11 protein-coding genes are annotated in these 18,194 nt (G+C 69.5%); 5 read left to right on the top strand and 6 right to left on the bottom strand.

What is annotated here, in order from left to right:
- Positions 1 to 14: 14 nt before the first annotated feature.
- The 3 genes from ABD747_RS18830 to ABD747_RS18820 are packed head-to-tail and all read right to left on the bottom strand — an operon-like array spanning position 15 to position 7,919.
- A complete protein-coding gene (locus ABD747_RS18830) occupies positions 15 to 2,402 on the bottom strand; it encodes a beta-galactosidase (protein ID WP_344807446.1) in 2,388 nt (795 codons plus the stop codon).
- Positions 2,403 to 2,418: 16 nt separating this feature from the next.
- On the bottom strand, positions 2,419 to 4,572 hold the full coding sequence (locus ABD747_RS18825; protein ID WP_344807444.1) for a glycoside hydrolase family 3 N-terminal domain-containing protein: 2,154 nt from the start codon (positions 4,570 to 4,572) through the stop codon (positions 2,419 to 2,421).
- A complete protein-coding gene (locus ABD747_RS18820; RefSeq protein ID WP_344807442.1) occupies positions 4,569 to 7,919 on the bottom strand; it encodes a GH36-type glycosyl hydrolase domain-containing protein in 3,351 nt (1,116 codons plus the stop codon). Before ABD747_RS18820 ends, ABD747_RS18825 begins: the two co-directional genes overlap by 4 nt.
- A 237-nt stretch (positions 7,920 to 8,156) precedes the next feature.
- Here ABD747_RS18820 and ABD747_RS18815 point away from each other — a divergent pair, with 237 nt between their 5' ends.
- Genes ABD747_RS18815 through ABD747_RS18800 form a run of 4 tightly spaced genes read left to right on the top strand, consistent with a single transcriptional unit; the run spans position 8,157 to position 13,770 of the window.
- Positions 8,157 to 9,845, top strand: coding sequence for an ABC transporter substrate-binding protein (locus ABD747_RS18815; RefSeq protein WP_344807440.1), 1,689 nt, complete (start codon positions 8,157 to 8,159; stop codon positions 9,843 to 9,845).
- 32 nt (positions 9,846 to 9,877) lie between these two features.
- Complete coding sequence (locus ABD747_RS18810) at positions 9,878 to 10,867, top strand: ABC transporter permease (RefSeq protein WP_344807438.1); 990 nt, start codon at positions 9,878 to 9,880, stop codon at positions 10,865 to 10,867.
- Positions 10,864 to 11,871 carry an ABC transporter permease gene (locus ABD747_RS18805; RefSeq protein WP_344807436.1) on the top strand — a complete coding sequence of 336 codons (1,008 nt, stop codon included), beginning with the start codon at positions 10,864 to 10,866 and terminating at the stop codon, positions 11,869 to 11,871. The genes ABD747_RS18810 and ABD747_RS18805 overlap by 4 nt, the downstream gene beginning before the upstream one ends.
- Positions 11,872 to 11,874: 3 nt before the next feature.
- A complete protein-coding gene (locus ABD747_RS18800) occupies positions 11,875 to 13,770 on the top strand; it encodes an ABC transporter ATP-binding protein (RefSeq protein ID WP_344807434.1) in 1,896 nt (631 codons plus the stop codon).
- Here the strand turns inward: ABD747_RS18800 and ABD747_RS18795 are convergent.
- The 3 genes from ABD747_RS18795 to ABD747_RS18785 all read right to left on the bottom strand — a co-directional run bounded on the left by ABD747_RS18795 (position 13,713) and on the right by ABD747_RS18785 (position 17,635).
- Positions 13,713 to 14,204, bottom strand: coding sequence for a hypothetical protein (locus ABD747_RS18795; RefSeq protein ID WP_344807432.1), 492 nt, complete (start codon positions 14,202 to 14,204; stop codon positions 13,713 to 13,715). The two genes, ABD747_RS18800 and ABD747_RS18795, sit on opposite strands and share 58 nt — an antisense overlap.
- A gap of 168 nt (positions 14,205 to 14,372) precedes the next feature.
- The gene (locus ABD747_RS18790; RefSeq protein ID WP_344807430.1) at positions 14,373 to 16,349 is read right to left on the bottom strand and encodes an APC family permease; all 1,977 of its coding nucleotides are present in this window, start codon (positions 16,347 to 16,349) and stop codon (positions 14,373 to 14,375) included.
- Positions 16,350 to 16,519: 170 nt separating this feature from the next.
- Positions 16,520 to 17,635 carry an OmpA family protein gene (locus ABD747_RS18785; RefSeq protein WP_344807428.1) on the bottom strand — a complete coding sequence of 372 codons (1,116 nt, stop codon included), beginning with the start codon at positions 17,633 to 17,635 and terminating at the stop codon, positions 16,520 to 16,522.
- Positions 17,636 to 17,753: 118 nt separating this feature from the next.
- On the opposite strand from ABD747_RS18785, the gene ABD747_RS18780 reads away from it, so the two are divergent.
- Positions 17,754 to 18,191 (top strand): DUF6194 family protein, encoded by a 438-nt coding sequence (locus tag ABD747_RS18780; protein ID WP_344807426.1) that lies wholly within the window; start codon positions 17,754 to 17,756, stop codon positions 18,189 to 18,191.
- Positions 18,192 to 18,194 lie beyond the last annotated feature (3 nt).

Genomic DNA, 18,194 nt, shown 5'->3' with positions numbered 1-18,194 from the left:
TGCTGAGTGCCGGCTCAGCCGAACGCGATCTCCACCGCGGCTCCGCCCCGGTCCAGGACCAGGGTCATCTCTCCGCTCGGCCGGATCTCCGCCGTCGGGCAGGAGATGGGCCGTGTGGTTCGCAACCAGACCTCCGTCCGGCTGCCGAGTCCGGCACCCATCGCCAGCGTGCGCTCGTCGGCGCCGGTGATCTCGGCGTTGGCCGAGACGAGCGTGCCGCCGCTCGGCAGCCGCAGGCCGAGCGGCAGCATCCGGCCGGTCCGGGCGGGAAGCTGCAGCGGCGAGTCGAGGAGTCCGGTCGGATCTCCGACGACGACCTGGGCGGTGGCGGCAGAGCCGGTCGGGTTGATCAGGTGCAGCATCCGCTCGCCCGTCGGCGTTACGCCGGTGGTCGCGACCACACCGGGTACGTCGGTCCGGAGCCCGAGCCCGGGCGGGCTGCCGAGCCAGTCGAGCAGCTGGACGTACAGGTCGGGGCGGGTCGGCAGCTGCGTCGCGGCGACGACTGCCCGGCCCGGCCCGATCGTGGTCCGGACGGCGCACGAGCGCCCCTCGACATCGCTCAGCACCGGGACGGCTCCCGGACCGGAGAGCTCGGCCAGCCAGGACGTCCGCGTCTCAGCCATCGGCGCCGCGATGTCGTGCGCGACCAGCGACGGATAGTACGAGGCCGAGCCCGGACGGGGCGCGCCTTCGCGCAGCCGCAACGTCTCGGCGAGGATCGTGCACGGCCGCCCCTCGAGGTCCAGCGCCGGCAGCCGGCCGACCAGGAGCAGGCTGCCTCCGCCGGCGAGGTGCCCGGCCAGGCGACGCTGCACGTCCGCCGCCAACACCCGGCCGGTGCTGACCACCACCGTCCGCGGCAGGGCCGATCGGGGATCCTGCAGATCGGTGGCGCCGAAACGGAATCCGCCGAACAGCAGGCCGCGCCAGATCGCCTTGGCCTCACCAGGGCCGCGATAGCGAGCGAGATCTTCGACGATCTCGGTCATCACCGCGCTGCCGGGGTGGTGGTACTCGGTCATGAAGGCATCGGGCACGAATCCGACCGCCAGGTCGTCGGTCTGCTCGTCCAGGTCGGCGAGCCAGCGCGCGTTCGCGGCCGCAACGTGCGCCACCGACCGGGTCGCGTCGAAGGACGCTCCACGCTGCCCGAGCGGACCGATCGGCGCCGCGACGCCGTGTTGCTCGCCGGTGAAGCTGATCCGGTCGTTGCCGTCGCCGGCGGCGACCTCCAGCGGCGGGTTGATACCGCCCGCCAGCAGGTAGTAGTTGATCAGCCGGTTGCCCTGAGCTAGGAACAGCCGGGTCTTCAGGTCCACGGTCGCGGGGTCGTAGCTCTGGTCGAGATTCCCACCGTAGTCGCCGTTGCCGGCCTCGAACTCCAACGAGGTCAGCGGCTGGTCGGCGGTGCAGGTGGCGGCCAGCGCGGCGTTCAGGAAGTGCAGGTCCGCGGTCACGCCGGGGGACAGCTCGCCGAGGTAGTGATCGGAACCGGCGACGAATCCCGGCCGGGCGTACGTCCGGAGCAGCTGGCTGACCCCGATCGCGAACGGCACCCCGTTGCCGCCCTCGGTGCCGTGGATGTTGATCAGGAACGGAACGCCGGCGATCCCGTGACGGCCGGCGGAGTCGGCGAGCGCATCGACATAGCGGGCGAAGCGATCGCGCATGAACCGGCCGAGGTCGACCCGCAGCGCCGTCGCCCAGGACTCCCGCGGCGACTCCACCGCCTGCCGCCACCGGGCCGGATCGTGGAGGGGAATCGGATAGCGCTCGACGAGCCCGCGGCCGTGCCGGCCCTGACACCAGCGCCTGAAGTCCGAAAGCAGGTCGTCGGTGAGATCCGGGGAGTTCGACACCCAGGCGAGCATCCCGATCTCGTTGTCCAGCTGGACCCCGATCACCGGACCACCGGCCGGTTCGAGCCGGGTGGCGAGGATCGGCATCACGGCCGCGTACCAGCGCTCCACCTCGGCCAGGAACGCCGGCGCGAGGTAGTCCACCGTCCGGGTCGGCGCCGGGACCCCGCTCCAGCCGGTCGGCACGATCTGCGGATGCTCGGTGTAGAGCCGGTAGGGCAGGCCCTCGTTCTTCAACTCCGCCATCACGAACGGGCCGGGCCGCGCGAGGAAACCAAGGCCCCGGTCGGCGCAGAGATCGACGAACGCGGCGAGGTCGCGTTCCGGCCGGGACCGACCGGTCAGGTCGAGTGAGCCGTCCGGCAGCTCGTGGAACAGCCACGGGATGTAGCTGGCGACGCAGTCGCACCCGACCTCGCGAAGCGCGTCGATCCGTTCGTGCCACTCGGCGCGGGCCGTCCGGAAGTAGTGCACCTCGCCGGCCAGCACCAGCGCAGGGCGACCGTCCCGGAGGATCCGGCGTCGACTGATCTCGATCACGGCGGTTCCAGGCTCCTCACCCGAGCAGCAGCCGTGCCGAGCTGCCCAGTGCCGCGTTCGGACCGATGATCACGTCGACCGCCCCCGGGTCGATCCGCCGGCGCAGCTCGCGGTCGGTGTAGGCGAACAGATCCGGGGTGATCTTGAACGTGACCCGGGTCGACCGGCCGGGATCGAGCTCGATCGCCCGCCAGTCCGCCAGCTCCAGCTGGGGGCGGACGATGTCGGCGACCAGATCGCGGAGATACAGCTGGACCACCTCGCGTCCCGGCCGGAAGCCGGTGTTGACCACCTCCACGCTGGCTCGGACGACGCCGGCCCGCATCGGCAGATGAGCGCGGCTGAGCTCGAGATCGGAGTAGGCGAACGAGGTGTACGTCAGGCCGAAGCCGAGCGTGAGCTCCGGATTGACCAGGGAATTGAGATACCGGCCGAAGCTCGTGTCCCGAGACCGGCCGAGGCGCCGCCCGATGGTGCGCTCGATCGTTCCCAGTGCGGGCGTCCGGTTGGTCTGCGGGAGGCTCATCGGCAGCCGCCCGGTGGGAGCGGCATGGCCGAGCAGTACGTCGGCCAAGGTCGGTCCGGCCTCGGCGCCCGGGTGCCAGATCAGCAGCACGGCGTCTGCCAGCTGGAGCACCGGCCGCAGCTCCAGCGGCCTGGCGGCGGCGACCACGACGACCAGCGGCTTGCCCAGGCTGGCCAGCTCGCGGAGCAGCTCCAGCTGGCCCACCGGGAGCTCCGCGGTCGGCAGGCAGCGGTCCTCACCGCTGCGACTCGGGTGCTCGCCGACCAGGGCGACCGTCACGTCGGCGGCGTCCGCGTGCCGCACGGCGAGGTCGGCGAACCGGCCGTCGGAGATGATCAGCTCGTCGGGGTCGAGCTGGGCCGCCAGCGCGTCGGCCGGGGTCACCGTGTCCTCGCCGTGCTCGTACACCCAGCTGCCGAGCAAACCACCGGCGTCCTCGACGAACGGCCCGCACAGGTGGATGACACCGAGATTGCTGTGCAGCGGCAGGATGTCGGCGTTCTTCAGCAGCACCATCGAGGCGGCCGCCGCGCGGCGGGCCAGCATCGTGTCGCGCCGCACCGGCAAGGGCGCCGGGGCGCCGGCCGGGTCCGCCCCGGCATCGAACAGTCCGGCGCGGAACTTGAGCCGGAGGACCCGGCGAACGGCGTCGTCCAGCATCCAGAGCTCGACGTCCCCGGCAGCGACGAGCTCCGGCAGATGATCGCGATAGGCACCGGAGACCATGTCGAGGTCGACCCCGGCGAGCATCGCCTGCCGGGCGGCGTCGCGAAGGTCTTCGGCGATGCCCTGGTCGACCAGCTGGCCGATCCCGTCCCAGTCACTGGTCACCACACCGGTGAAGCCCCACTCCCGCTTGAGCAGGTCGCGGATCAGCCGGCGGTGGGCGTGCATCGGGATCGCGTCCACGTCGTGCAGGCCGACCATGATCGCCCGGCAGCCCGCCTCGACCGCTGCGCGGAACGGGCGCAGATGCACGTTGTGCAACGCATTCGGCCCGATGGAGAGGGTCTGCTGATCGCGGTCGGCGTCGACCAGCCCGTAGCCGACGAAGTGCTTGGCCGTCGCCCCGAACCGGCCGTCGGACTGGAAGCCGTGGACCAGCGCGGCACCCATCCGGGAGGTGAGTTGAGGCTCACCGCCCAATGTCTCGCCGATCCGTCCCCAGCGGTGCTCGGCCGAGATGTCGACCATCGGGGCGAACGTCAGGTGCAGGCCCTCGGCGGAGGCCTCGGCCGCCGCCCGAGCGGCGGCCTCGCGAACCAGCTCGGTGTCCCAGGTCGCCGCCAGCCCGAGCGGGATCGGGAGGGTTGTCCTCATCCCGTGTACGACGTCGCTGCCGAACAGCAGCGGGATGCCCAGCCGAGACTCCTCGCGGGCGATCCGTTGGCACGCGGCGATCGTGCCGGCCAGCGGGGCCGGCGGTGTCTCGCGGACATCGTTCGCGCCGTGGGAGTAGATGCCGGCACCGACCAGTCCCGCTGCGATCTCCTCGCGGTGGTCCTCCGGATCGAGGTCGAAGGCCAGGTGCAGCTGGCCCACCTTCTCCTCGACCGTCAGCGCCGCCAGCAAGGCGTCGATCCGGGTCTCCAGCTCGATGTCAGCCGTGCCTCGTCTGGTCTGCGAGCGGGTCGAGGTCGTCATCTGGTCACGATCTCAAGCAGGTGGTCGTCGTCGGTCACCAGGGGGGCCAGCGCGGCCGCGTCGACCGCGACGCCACCCTCGCGATAGCGGTTGATCAGCCGAACGGTCGGGAGGTTGCGGTCTGCGATGCGGACCGCGCGGACGCCATGGCCTCGCTCGCCCACCCGGTAGCGGATCCTCAGCCGGCCGCCGAGCAGGGGCACCTGCGCCACCAGGCCGTCCAGGTCGGCATCGAGGACCGGGTCCAGCTCGACCTCGCAGCCTCGGTGCCGGACGCCGAGGAGTCGCTGCACGAGCAGCTGGAGGAACAGGCCGGGGCCGGAGGAGTACACCCGCCAGCCCCCTTCCAGTTCGACGCTGCCGTCGCCGATCCGGTCGTAGTCGGCGGCGGCCGCATAGCGATCGACGAACGCAGCGTCGGAGGAGGAGTAGTAGCAGGTCGACTGTCGGGGTGCCGCGTTCGGCACTCGTTCGGTGATGCCGACCGGGTGTGCCTGCCCCAGCGCGCCGAGCAGGCCGGCGCCGTCGCCGACCCTGGCCAGCGCCTCGGCATAGCGCAGGTGCGCGTGCAGGTACATCACGCCGATCTCCCGGCCGAAGAAGGTGCTCGCCTCGGCCCGCTGGAACAGCTGCATCGGGCCGCCACGGTAGGCCGGCGGGCGGTCGAACAGCCGGGCGCCGTCGGGTCCCTTCAGGTGCTTCTCGATCAGGGCCAGATGATCATGCGCCTCGGCCGGCGTCAGCTGGTCGTCGGCGATCGCGTGAACCATCGGCAGCAGGCTGAAGCTGAGCCCGGTCTCGTCGTCGGCCGGGTGGATCAGCGGCGACGCTTGGCCATCGTGGAACTCGCCGTAGCCGGCGAGCACGCCGTCGACCAACAGGAGCCGGCGAAGATCCGCGAGGCCGTCGTCCGCGATCCGCTGGGACCGGTCGGCCACCGCAGCCACCAGCGGACCGTCCCGGAGTGCGTCGGCCAGCGCGTCCAGCGCCTGTGTCTGCAGGATCGCTGTCCAGCTCGAGGCCAGCCGCCCGGCGCGTGCCGCGTCGACCGGCTGCAGCGAGTCGTTCCAGTCGCCGTTCCCGTACGCCGGCAAGGAGGTGTCCGTGATCAGTGTGGACTCGATCCGATCGAGCGCGGCCCGGACATGATCGAGTACCGGTCGTGGTCCGGTGAAGCCGCCGTCGGCCGCGAAGGGTACGTCCTCGTCCAGGATCGTCCGGTCGCCGGTGGTTGCGAGATAGTCCGCCAGCGCACGGAGCGGCCAATAGATCACGTCGCCGTGCGACTCTCCCGTCCCGCCGTGCCGGTGCCGGTCGAGGAACTCGAATGCCTGCGGCCAGTCGCCGCGAACCTGTTGGGCCGCCATCACCCGGAGCACGAGCTCGCGCAGCTCCCGATGCGCGTCCAGCGCGAGCAGGAGGCCGACCGGACCCTGGCAGACGTCGCGGGTGCCCCACGCGCCCCCGCTGTATTGCTCCAGACCGCGCGGCGAGAGGTAGTGCACCACGGCGTCGTGGACGAACCAGGGGACGGCCGACGCCAGCCGGTCCAGCTCGCGTCCGGCCGGGGTCCGCGGCGGGATCAGCTCGATCGCACTGGCCAGGCCGCACCAGAAGTCGTGTTCGCCGCCGGGCGGCGGTGTGGCGTGCTCGCTCGTGTCGGGGATCAGTCGCGGAGCCAGCACCAGTTCCCAGTCGCGGCGTTCGCGGGCGAGCAGCGTGATCCACGGCTCACCGCGGGACCGGCCGTCGACGAACAGCGCGGCGTCGTCGGCGACCTCCGTGGACGGACTCGACCAGTACAGATCCAGCCGGCCGCCCGGGAACAGCCGGTCGGTCACGCCGTTGACCGGTGGGTGGGCCCGAACCCCGGACCAGGTGGCCTCCACGGCTCCCGGTGGCGTGTCGGAATCGAGCCAGGTCACGTGCGCCGCCGTCAGCAGGTCGACCGGAGGCCCGTGATGCACCGCGACCCGGACCTCGACCTCGTCCCGGTCGGCGGGCACCGTGGTGACGACCTCGATCAGCGACTCGTCGAACGCATAGAACCACCGGCAACGGTCCGGCCCGACGTGCCAGGCGGACGGCGTGCCCAGCAGCCGCCACGGCTGCCGGCCGCCGATCCGGACGAACATCCGCAGGCCGTGAGCCGGCGCGAGCCCGAGATAGCTGCGTCGCGGGGACAAGATCGTGCCGAGACCGACATGGCCATGGGTGAGCTGGGAGCAGAAGGTGCCGTCCATCCAGGCCGTGGCGCAGACCGACGTCTCCTCCGGGATCAGCCGGCGACCCGACCGCAGGATCTGGCCGTGGGGGCGCAGTACTCGCGCCTGCTTCTCGGCGGTGACGAGCTGACCGCCGTCTGTGGTGAAGAACGACAGGAGGACCGTGCCGTCGCGTTCGACCTGATCCCGTTCGGCGTCCACCAGCCGGTCGAGCTCTGCGTCGGAGAGGGCCCGGCAGGCGAGTGGGGTCGCGGTCGCGAACAACGACCGGTGGTCGCCGATCTCGTCGACCTCACCGAGCGCGCGGGCGTAATCGTCGACCGGAGCGTCCGCCGGCCACGCGGCCGGATCGTCGAGGATCTCGTCCACGTATCCGGCGTCGGCGTCGGAGGTCCGGTCCGGATGATCGTCGATGACCAGGCCGTAGAACCCCGTCAGCCACGTCTCGCCCGGGCGGAGCGTGCGCGGCGCTGTCTGCAACGCGGCAAGGGTGTGCTCGCCCTGCAGACGCGTCGCCGGCAGGTCGCGCATCAGCCCGGGCCACGCCGTCCCGTCGGGACGGCCCCGGCCGGTGAGCTGCCGGGCGTCGGTGCTCCACCCGTCGGCGCGGCCCAGGCACCCGATCAGAGCCCAGGGCGTCGGGCCGGGCATGTTCTGCCGGATACCGATTGCCACCCCGTGGTCGACCGTCTGCACCGGCGTGAGGTCGAGATACTGGCTGACGTAGTACTCGTTCGTCCGGACCGCCGCGATCGGCGCCAGCGCCACGTCTTGCGTATGCAGCAGATCGAGCTCGACGGCGTGCGTACCCTCGTTGACCACCCGGACGTGCCAGAACCAGGCGGCGCGTTGGTCGGACCGGCGCAGCCGGACCGAGACGAGCAGATCGCCCCAGCGCCCGGATCGGGCCAGCACATCGGACCCGGCCGGCTCCGAGTGCGTCACGGCGTTCTGGCCGACGATTGAGACAATCTCTGCAACCTCTGTCGGTCGCCGTCGCAACCACAGCCCGGCTGGCCCGTCCGCGACGGGGCTGGCGGGATAGAGCAGCACCGAGACGTCACCGACCGTCAACTCGCTCAACGATCCGCTCGCTGTAGCAAAGATGCTGGTCAACGCCATGTTCTCGACTCCTCTGCCATGTTGGTCAACGCTCCCGGGATCGCCGTCAGAAGCGTCCTTGCTGCCTCCATGACAGCACAACCAGGCATCTTTGGGAAGTGCGAGGTTGTCACTTATGTCTCATTATATGGGACAGAATGAGTGACTTGGCCTTTACAAATTCGTGACATCGGGGTTCCCTGGATAGAGCGGTGGTTCGAGTCCGAGCCATCACGACGGCGCAAAGGAGCGAGACTGATGGGCAGGCAGAAGGTGGCGCGGGTCCTCGCCGCAGCGGGAGTCGCGGTGACGCTGGCGCTGACCAGCTGTGCAGGCAGCCGGGTGGCCAACGACAAGGAAAACTCGAACCAGGGCAGCGGTGGCATGATCGCCCAACTGACCTTCCCGGCCGAGACGGATGCGTCGATCGGCGGCCTGGTCAACTACAACCCGTATGCGCCGAAGCAGATCACCAAGACCTGGTTGTACGAGCCGCTGATGATCCAGAGCAGTCTGGACTGCAAGGTCACGCCCTGGCTCGCCACCGGATTCAAGTGGGAGGGCGCGAACAAGCTGGTCTTCGACATCCGTGACGGGGTCACGTGGTCCGACGGATCACCCTTCACCGCCAACGACGTCGCCTTCACGTTCAATCTGATGAAGAAGTACCCGGCGATCGATCAGGGCGGGATCTGGAACGACGCTCTCGGTGCCAAGGCAACCTCGGTGGTCGCCCAGGGCAACCAGGTGATCTTCACCTTCGCCGGCGACGCGGCGCCCAAGTTCAGCTCCATCATCGGCCAGCTGATCGTCTCCGAGAAGGAGTACGGCCAGGCCGGTGACCCGACGAAGTTCGTCGACAAGAACCCGATCTCCACCGGTCCGTTCAAGGTCGGCAGCTACAACGGCCGCCGGCTCGAGCTGGTGCGCCGAGACGACTACTGGCAGGCCGACAAGATCAAGGTGCAGAAGCTGGTGCTGGAGGGCAATTACGAAGCCAACCAGGCCGCGCTGAAGGTCCGCAACGGCGAGCTCGACTTCTACACCGGCGAGGTGCCGAACCCCCAGAAGACCGTGGTCGACCCGGATCCGAAGAACAATCACGTCTGGTATGCGCCCAACGGAATGACCGTGATCGCACCGAACCTCACCGAGAAGCCGTTCAGCGACGTCAAGTTCCGGGAGGCGATGGCCTACGGCGTGGACAAGAAGAGCGCGAACACGAAGGCGACGTACGGCCTGATGGACGTCGCCAGCCAGTCCGGCCTGACGTTGCCCAACAAGGAGAACATGCTGCCCGCGCAGTATCCGGCCGACAGCACGATCATCCCGTTCGACCAGGCGAAGGCGAACCAGATCCTGGACGATGCGGGCTACAAGAAGGGCTCCGACGGCGAGCGGACCAACCCGGACGGCTCCCCGCTCAGTATCACCATGTCGGTGCAGGCCGGCTGGATCGACTACGAGGCCGCCGCCGACCAGGTGATCAGCAACCTGCGTGATCTCGGCATCGACATCAAGGCGAACAAGATGCAGCCGGACTCGGTCGACGCGCAGAAGAAGTCGGGAGACTTCCAGCTGATGCTGAACTACATGGCCGCCGGCTGCGACTACGCCAACGGGATGGGCGCGACGTTGTCGTCGACCACGTTCCCGACCAAGACCGAGATCAAGGGCAACATCGGGCGGTTCTCCGACCCGGCCACCGACCAGGCCGTGAAGCAGCTGGCGAGCGCGACCGACGAGACTCAGATGAAGCCCCTGGTGGGCACCCTGGTCGACACGATGATGACGCAGTATCCGGTCGTGCCGCTGTTCTATGCGCCGGCCCGCGCCATCTACCGGACCGACAAGGCCGTCGGTTGGCCGAGCAAGGAGGATCCCTACGCCAACCCGCAGGACAACGCGCGGCTCTGGATGACCCATCTGACCGCGCCGACCAGCTGACCCGGTGACGCTCCCGAGGAGGTGATGACGAGATGAAGTACTTCGCGCGCAAGGTCGGGTTCTTCGTGCTGACGCTCTGGGCCGTGGTCACGCTGAACTTCTTCATTCCACGGATGCAGCCGGGCGACCCGGCGGAGATCATGGTGCAGCAACTGGCCGGCAAGAACGCCCAGCTGAACGTGGCCCAGGTGCAGGCGATGCGCGACATGCTCGGTGCGCCGACCGGATCGCTGTGGTCGCAGTATCTGGCCTACCTGAACCAGTTGCTGCACGGCAACTTCGGGGTCTCCTACAACTACTTCCCGTTCAGCGTCACCGAAGTCATCGGCCGCGCGTTCTGGTGGACCGTGGTGCTGGTCACCGTGGTCCAGGTGCTGTCGTTCGCCATCGGCATCCTGCTCGGCATCTTCGCTGCCTGGAAGCGGAACGGGAGGTTCGATACGGCCGTCACCGTGAGCTCGACCTTCATCGGGACCCTGCAGCCGTTCTGGATCGCGCTGCTGCTGATCTACGGGCTCGGCTACACCCTGGGCTGGTTCCCGACCTCGGGTGGCTACGAGCAGTCCACCCCGGGCTGGAACGGCGCGTTCCTCTACGACGCCTTCTCGCACGCGTTCCTGCCCGCCCTCACGCTGCTGATCGTGACCCCGATCGGCTGGATCCTCGGCATGCGGAACACGATGATCATGAACCTGAACGAGGACTACATCCGGCTGGCCAGGGCCAAAGGCCTGCCGGACAAGACGGTCGCAGTGCGCTACGCGGCCCGCAACGCCATGCTGCCCAGCGTGACCGGCTTCGCCATGGCGCTGGGTGCCGTGCTCGGCGGGACGATCCTGGTCGAGACGGTCTTCGACTACCCGGGTCTGGGCCGGCTGATGGGGGAGGCCGTCGGGATCAAGGACTACCCGCTGCTGCAGGCGCTGATGCTGCTGACCGCTGTCGCCACCTTGGTGGCCAACCTGGTCGCCGACCTGCTCTACGGCGTTCTCGACCCGCGAGCCAGGAGGGCAGCCGCGTGAGTGTGATCGGATCGAACCCACCCGGCGCCGCTCGGGGATCGGTGCCCGCGATGCTCGCGGGAGCCGTCGCCGCAGAACCGGGCACGAGCGTGGAGCAGGCTGACCCGATCGAGATCGGGGCGATCGAGACTGGCACCATCGAGACCGGCACCATCGAGCGGCCGGACCCCTGGTACCGCGTCATCTGGTCGAGCAAGAAGGCCCGAGTCGGCATCGTGATCGTTGCGGTGTACGTCCTGGTCGCCGTCTTCGCCCCGCTGATCGCGCCGTACGCACCGACCAACAACACGTTCGAGCCGCTCACCGCCCCGTCGTCCGCGCACTGGCTGGGCACGAATGCGGGTGGTCAGGACGTGTTCTCCCAGGTGATCTACGGCTCCCGGGTGTCCCTGCTGGTGGGGTTGTTCGGCGGGCTGATCGCTACCACGATCGCGCTCGTGATCGGGCTGATCTCCGGCTACGCGGAGGGCACGCTGGTCGACGACGTGCTGTCGTTCCTGACCAACGTCGCGCTGGTCATTCCGGTGCTGCCGCTGATCATCACCTTCGTCGCCTACTCCCAGGTGCGTGGCATCGGTCTGATCGTGGCCGTGATCGCGGTGACCTCCTGGGCGGGCGCCGCCAGGACGAAGCGGGCCCAGATCATCACGCTGCGCAACCGCGACTTCGTCACCGCGGCCAAGTTCGCCGGCGAAGGACCGCTGCGGATCGTCTTCGCCGAGATCATGCCGAACATGACCTCGCTGATCGCTGCCGCCTTCGTCGGCGCGGCGACCGCCGCGATGGGCGCCGAGGCGGGTCTGGCTGTGCTCGGCCTGGGCAGCACCGACTCCGTCTCCTGGGGCACCATCCTCTACCAGGCCGACGCCGCGGGCGCCGTCTCGCAGGGCCTGTTCGCCTGGGTGTTCGTGCCGGGCCTGGTGCTGGCGATCCTGATCACCGCCATGTCCTTCATCAACTTCGGCGTCGACCTGCTGAGCAATCCGCATCTGAGGGAGGACTGAACCATGGCACTTCTCGACGTCACCGATCTCCAGATCCGTTACGAGCCGAAGCGGCACGCTGCCGTGGACGCGGTCCGCGACGTGAGCTTCTCGATCGAACCGGGCGAGTTCGTCGGCCTGATCGGCGAGTCCGGATCGGGCAAGACCACGCTCGGCACCGCGGTGCTCAGGCTGTTGCAGAAGCCCGGGCGGATCTCCGGCGGCTCGATCGTCTTCGACGGGACCGACATCACCGGCCTGGCCGAGGACGATCTGCGAGCCATGCGCTGGACCGACATCGCGACCGTGTTCCAGAGCAGCATGAACGCGCTCAACCCGGTGGTGCGGATCGAGGGCCAGTTCCGCGACGTGATCGAGCACCATACCCAGCTCCGCGGAGACGCCGTGCTGGAGCGGATCCGGACGCTGTTCGACATGGTGCTGATCGACCACCGGTTCATCACCGCCTATCCGCATGAGCTGTCCGGCGGGATGAAGCAGCGGATCAATCTCGCGCTGGCCCTGGCCATCGACCCGCAGTTCGTGCTGCTGGACGAGCCGACCACCGGTCTCGACGTGGTGGTCCAGCACAGCATCTTGGAGAACGTACGCAAGCTGCAGGCCGAGTTGGGCTTCGCGGTGCTGTTCATCAGTCACGACATCGGCACGGTGCTCGACCTGTCCGACCGCATCCTGGTGATGTATGCCGGGGAGATCGTGGAGGAGCAGCCGTCGGCGTCGTTGCTCCGAGACCCGATGCATCCGTATACCAAGGGCCTGCTCGGCTCCTACGGCGACCCTCGGGCCGAGACCGTCCATGTCACGTACGTCCCCGGTCGCCCACCGGACCTCTCGCACCGGCCGACCGGCTGCCCGTTCGCTCCCCGCTGCCCGGAGAAGATCGGCCGGTGCGAGAGCCTCGACCCACCGCTGCTGCGCCTGGACGGCGGGCGGGTCGCCTGCCACGTCGCCGAGCTACAGCGGGCGAGCGACGACGTGGTCGACGGCGTCGGACCGATCGTGACCGGCTTCGCCGGTCCCGAGTTCGTGAAGTCGGCCGGAGAGGCGGCGGAACGCCGATCCGACGACGTGGTGCTGGATGTCGAGGGCGTCTCGAAGACGTACCAGCGACGCCGCGGGCTCAAGGTCGAACGCACCCGCGCGGTGATCGACGTCAGCTTCACCCTGCGGCGCGGCGGCGTGACGGCGCTGGTCGGACAGAGTGGCAGCGGCAAGTCGACCCTGGCGAAGATGATCACCGGGGTCGAGACGCCGACGGGTGGAACCATCCGGTTCTGTGCCGACGGCGCGTCCGAGGGCCGGTCCGACCGTGAGGGCCAGACGGTCGGCGCCATGCGGGGCCGGACGCTGCGGCGATACCGCTCACACGTCCAGATGGTCTTCCAGGATCCGTACTCCTCGCTGAACCCGGCGAAGACTCTCGGTTACATCCTGGGCCGGGCCGTGCACAACCACCAGGGTCTGACGGGTGAGGCCGCCCGGGCGAAGGTGCTCGAGCTGCTCGACACGGTGGCGCTCACCCCGGCGGATCGCTACATCAACCGGTTCGCCTACGAGCTGTCCGGCGGCCAGCGGCAGCGGGTGGTGATCGCCCGGGCGCTGGCCGCGGAGCCGGAGCTGATCATCGCCGACGAGCCGATCTCGAGCCTGGACGTCTCCATCCGGGCCGAGGTGCTCGAGCTGTTGAACACCCTCGTCCAGCAGCGCGGGGTGAGCATCCTCTACATCACCCACGACCTGCTGAGTGCGCGGATGCTCGCCGATCAGGTGATCGTGCTGAACGAGGGTCGCGTGGTGGAGCAGGGTCCCGCGCTGGAGGTGATCCGAAACCCGAAGGACGACTACACCAAGCTCCTGTTGGAGGCGGTGCCGAATCCCTTCGCCGAGCTCTCGGCATGAGCCACCGCGGCTGCCGGCTGCGCCGATGACAGCGAAGCGATGGTGCGCAGCGAGGCGATGAGGAGGAAGGCGGCAAGCGGCAGCTCGATCAGCAGGGCGGTCAGCAGCGCCCCGCGCTGATCGCTGCCGCCGCTGGTCGTCGCGTCGAACCAGGCATCGCAGAGCAGCAGCACCCCGGTGGCGAACGCGGTCATCGTGACCATCCGATGCCGCCGGTGCCCGAGCACCGCGGTCGCCGCGAGCAGCAGCAGGAGCACCACGTCGAACCCGACCCAGGCGAGGTTCCAGTTGTGCGCCCGATACGTCGTCGGCAGGGTCGCGGCGAGGTAGCCGATCCACGGGACCAGGCCGAGCGCGCCGACCGCAACCACCGGCAACCCGATACGGCGTAGCCGATCGGGGCGGGGTGTCTGCGGATGCGTCCGGGAGGCCATGTCGGCACTCTTGCACCCGCGGCTGTCCGCACGGGCACGATCGGCTGTGCCCGGACTGTGACGCGGATCCCCGCCAACTCGGATCCCCTCTGGCGACTCGGATCCGGTACGGGGGATCCAACCCCGCGTAGAGGATCCGAGATCGGTGGGGAATCCGAAATCGGTGGGTCAGCCGACGTGCACGTGCGGGCGGCGCGAGCGCTTCGGCTCGGCGCGGCGCAGCACCTCCCGGGTGAGCGGTGCGACCTCGCCGACGCCGAACAGCAGGTATCGCAGCAGATTGGCGGCTGGGCTTCCCTCGGTCCACTCGAAGTAGATGTGCGGGCGCCGGTTGGTGCGGTCGCGGACGTCCAGCAGCAGCGCGGCGATCGCGTTCGGCACGGTCGAGCTGGTCATGGTGAGCACTCGGTATCGGCCGTCCCTGATCTCTCCCTTGACATCCAGGCTGCTGGTGAAGTCCGACGGATCGCCGACGGTGACCTCGATGAAGATGATGTCGCTCTCGTCGGTGAGGTCGTTGTCGTTGCGCACCTGACGCAGCTTGCTGCGGTACTCCTCGGCGTCGCCGGCGTCCGGCTCGTTGGAGATGAACCGGATCGAGCGGCGGGCGCACTCGCGGATGAACTGCTGGGCCCGGTGGTCCAGGCTGACCTCGGTCACCCGCAGCTCGAAGGCGCGGAGCACCCGCGAGATCAGCGAGACGCCGATGATGGTGGCGATGAACACCGCGGCGATCCGGACGCCCTCCGGCCGTTCGACGATGTTCGCCGCCGTGGTGTAGACGAAGATGGCCGACACCACTCCGAACGCGATCGTCTTGCCGCGCTGCCCGGCCCGCCGCGCCGACAGGGTGACCGCGATCGCCGCGGAGGTGATCAGCACCAGCACGCCGGTGGCGTACGCGCCGCCCTGCGCATCCACGTCCGCCTTGAAGATCAGCGTGATGATGAACGCTCCGGCCATCACGACCAGCACCAGCGGACGGACGGCACGGGTCCACTGCGGCGCCATCCCGTAGCGCGGCAGATAGCGCGGGATCAGGTTCAGCAGACCGGCCATCGCCGATGCTCCGGCGAACCAGAGGATCGCGATCGTGGACGCGTCGTAGATGCTGCCGAACGCCGCGCCCAGGTTCTGGTGCGCCAGATAGGCGAGTGCCCTGCCGTTGGCCGCGCCGCCGGGCTGGAACTGCGCCGGCGGGATCAGCACGGTGGTGACCAGGCTGCTCGTGATCAGGAAGACGCTCATGATCACGGCGGCCGTGGTGAGCAGCCGGCGGGCACCGCGGATCCGAGCGGCGGGTCGCGCCGGGTCGTCGCCCGGTGCGCCGTCGATGTGCGGCATCACCGCGACGCCGGTCTCGAACCCGGACAGGCCCAGCGCCAGCTTGGGGAAGACGAGCAACGCCACCGCGACGACCATGATCGGCGAGCCGTGCTGGGTGGTCAGCGCCACCCACCAGTCGTCGACCTGGGCCGGGTTGGTCACCAACAGCACCAGACCGTCGGCGATCACCACCACATTCAGGGCGAGATAGACCCCGACCAGCGCCACCGCAAGGCCGATCGCCTCGCCGAAGCCGCGCAAGAACACCGCGCCGAGCAGCGCCAGCAACGCCAGCGTGATCAGCACCTGCTGGCCGCCGAGGAACGGCTTCAGGTGCGGGTTCTCGATCAGATGGGCGGTGGCGTCGGCGGCCGACAAGGTCATCGTGATCATGAAGTCGGTCGCGGCGAAGCCGAGCAGGGCCAGCACGAACAACTTGCCCTTCCAGAACGACAGGAGCCGTTCCAGCATGGCGATCGAGCCTTCGCCGTGCGGGCTCTCCGCGGCCACCCGGCGATAGACCGGCAGCGCGCCGAGCAGGGTCAGGCCGACGAGAACGATGGTGGCCAACGGTGAGATCACGCCGGCGGCCAGTGCCGCGATCCCGGGCTGATAGCCGAGGGTGGAGAAGTAGTCGACGCCGGTCAGGCACATCACCCGCCACCAGCTGTGCGTCTTCTCCGTCCGCTCCGGCCGGGCGTGCGCACCGACCTGGTCGGCGGCCGGCGCGCTGTCGGCCAGCAGCCAGGCCCGGAACCGGTGCCTGGCCGGAGCCGGGGGTGGTGGCTCGGCATTGCGCCGAGTGGCCGTCGTGGACAAACCTGCCGCTCCCTCCGCGTCGACCCGGTCGGGCCGGAGGTTCCGGCCGGACGCGCCGGATCGGGCCGGCGTCTGCCGGCCCGATCCCTAGTCAAGCGCGCGGGTGGCCTCGTGTCGTCCGGTCGGAGCAGATCTTGACGACGTCTTGACGAGACGCCTGACCGGTCGGCTCAGGCGGCCGAGGTGAAGGTCACCACGACCGCCCGGTTCGCCGGGTTGGAGCCGGGCTGGACCAGCGGCTTCGAGCTGCCGTAACCGACGACTTCCACGATGTTCTTCGCCGGCACGTCGAGTTCCTTGAGCAGGGCGGCGACCTCGGTCGCACGCTGGGTGGACAGGCTCTTGGCGAAGGAGTTGTCCTGGCCCTGCACGCCGGCGGTGTGACCCTCCACCTTGATCTTGGTAGTGATGTCGATGTTGCCGACGCACTTCTTCAGCGCCGCCTTGGTGGCCTTCTTGTCGATCAGGGTCGGCTGGTCGGAGACGAACAGCGCCGGGGCGGGCAGCGTACAGGTCCTGGTCCGGCCCTCGGTCTTGGAGTTGAAGTCGTCGTTGGGGTCGGGCACTGCGACGGCCGAGATCGTGCCCGCGGCCGGTGTCGTCCCGGTGCCGTTGTAGAAGGTGACCCGCTTCGCGCCGGCAGCGCGGGCCACGCCTTCCCAGACCGCGCGCTGGTAGCCGACCTGGAGCTTGGACAGCGCCTTCTGCTCGCCGGCCACCGGGGTGACCACGAAGTTCACCTCGCGGCCCTTCAGGTTCGGCAGGTCGCCGTCGGACTTCAGCGACTTGACCACGGTCGTCGGTGAGGTGTCGAACGCGAGCTCGTTGGCGTCCAGCGGGCCGGTGGTGTCGAGCAGCGGGGAGAACACCCAGACCGGTGACCCCGCCGGCGAGGCGACGTGTTCCAGCCCGGCCAGCGCGGATCGGCCGTCGGTGGTGGCCGCGTTGTCGTTCAGCGTCGTGGTGAGCTGGGCGCCGGCCTGGTCCGGCTGGCCGGCGAGATCGACCGGCGTGGTGCTGGTCCGCGCGTCGCCGCCGACCTTCACCAGCTCGACCCCGGAACCCTTCTGACCGAGTGCGGTCCAGCTCGCGGCCACCGGGTCCGGCACCGCGATCTGGGCCTCGTTGCTCGAGGTGGCGGTCGCGACCACCGATCCGGCGACCTTCACGTCGGCGGGCGGGGTCGAGGCCGCAGGCTGTTGGCTCCCGGCGCCGCCGCAGGCGGCGAGCACTGCGAGCGGCAGTGCCAGCAGGGGGGCGGCAAGGCGTGCTCTGATCCGGTCCATGCATTCCAGGCAAGCACGGGCCGCGTACGTCCTCCAACTTCTGGCCGTGATAAGTGGCCGAGGTCATGAGACCTGTGCGGCCGGTGGACCGGGCCCGCCCCGCTGCCACGATAGGCGCATGACGATCGACCAGATCATCGCCCAGGTCACCGCGCTCGGAGGTGTACTGGTGCTCCGGCCCAGCCCGGGCGACGGGTCGCCGGAGCTCAGCTGGGGCGACGTCTTCTTCTACTACGCACCGGACGGGGTCGTGCCGCGGACCCAGCCCTTCGCGACGATCGTCACCAAGGACTACCCGGACGATCGCGGGTCGCGGCTGGACGCAGCGGGACGGTTCCGGCTGAACATCGAAGCGCGCGAGCTCGCGGGTGTCGCCGATGCCGATCCGAGCGCGGAGGACGTGCTGTTTCCGCACCCGGTGTACGGCGGGCTGGGCTGGGTGTCCGTGGTCGCCCCGGCCGAGCGGACCCGGGCCGTCGTCACCGACCTGCTCGCGCGGGCGCACGACGCCGCCAGGGCTCGGCTCGAGCGCCGTTGCGCCGCCGACCAGGGGTAGTAA

This window comes from Microlunatus ginsengisoli, assembly GCF_039537205.1.
GTDB classification, from domain to species: Bacteria; Actinomycetota; Actinomycetes; order Propionibacteriales; family Propionibacteriaceae; genus Microlunatus; species Microlunatus ginsengisoli.
Note: the sequence above shows the minus strand (reverse complement) of the source record. Positions and strands in the feature narration are given on the sequence as shown.

Excerpts from the sequence above, each read along its gene's own strand:
- ABD747_RS18800 (WP_344807434.1), top strand. The coding sequence starts at position 11,875 with ATGGCACTTCTCGACGTCACCGATCTCCAGATCCGTTACGAGCCGAAG.
- ABD747_RS18810 (WP_344807438.1), top strand. The coding sequence starts at position 9,878 with ATGAAGTACTTCGCGCGCAAGGTCGGGTTCTTCGTGCTGACGCTCTGG.
- ABD747_RS18820 (WP_344807442.1), bottom strand. The coding sequence starts at position 7,919 with ATGGCGTTGACCAGCATCTTTGCTACAGCGAGCGGATCGTTGAGCGAG.
- ABD747_RS18815 (WP_344807440.1), top strand. The coding sequence starts at position 8,157 with ATGGGCAGGCAGAAGGTGGCGCGGGTCCTCGCCGCAGCGGGAGTCGCG.
- ABD747_RS18825 (WP_344807444.1), bottom strand. The coding sequence starts at position 4,572 with ATGACGACCTCGACCCGCTCGCAGACCAGACGAGGCACGGCTGACATC.
- ABD747_RS18795 (WP_344807432.1), bottom strand. The coding sequence starts at position 14,204 with ATGGCCTCCCGGACGCATCCGCAGACACCCCGCCCCGATCGGCTACGC.
- ABD747_RS18780 (WP_344807426.1), top strand. The coding sequence starts at position 17,754 with ATGACGATCGACCAGATCATCGCCCAGGTCACCGCGCTCGGAGGTGTA.
- ABD747_RS18785 (WP_344807428.1), bottom strand. The coding sequence starts at position 17,635 with ATGGACCGGATCAGAGCACGCCTTGCCGCCCCCCTGCTGGCACTGCCG.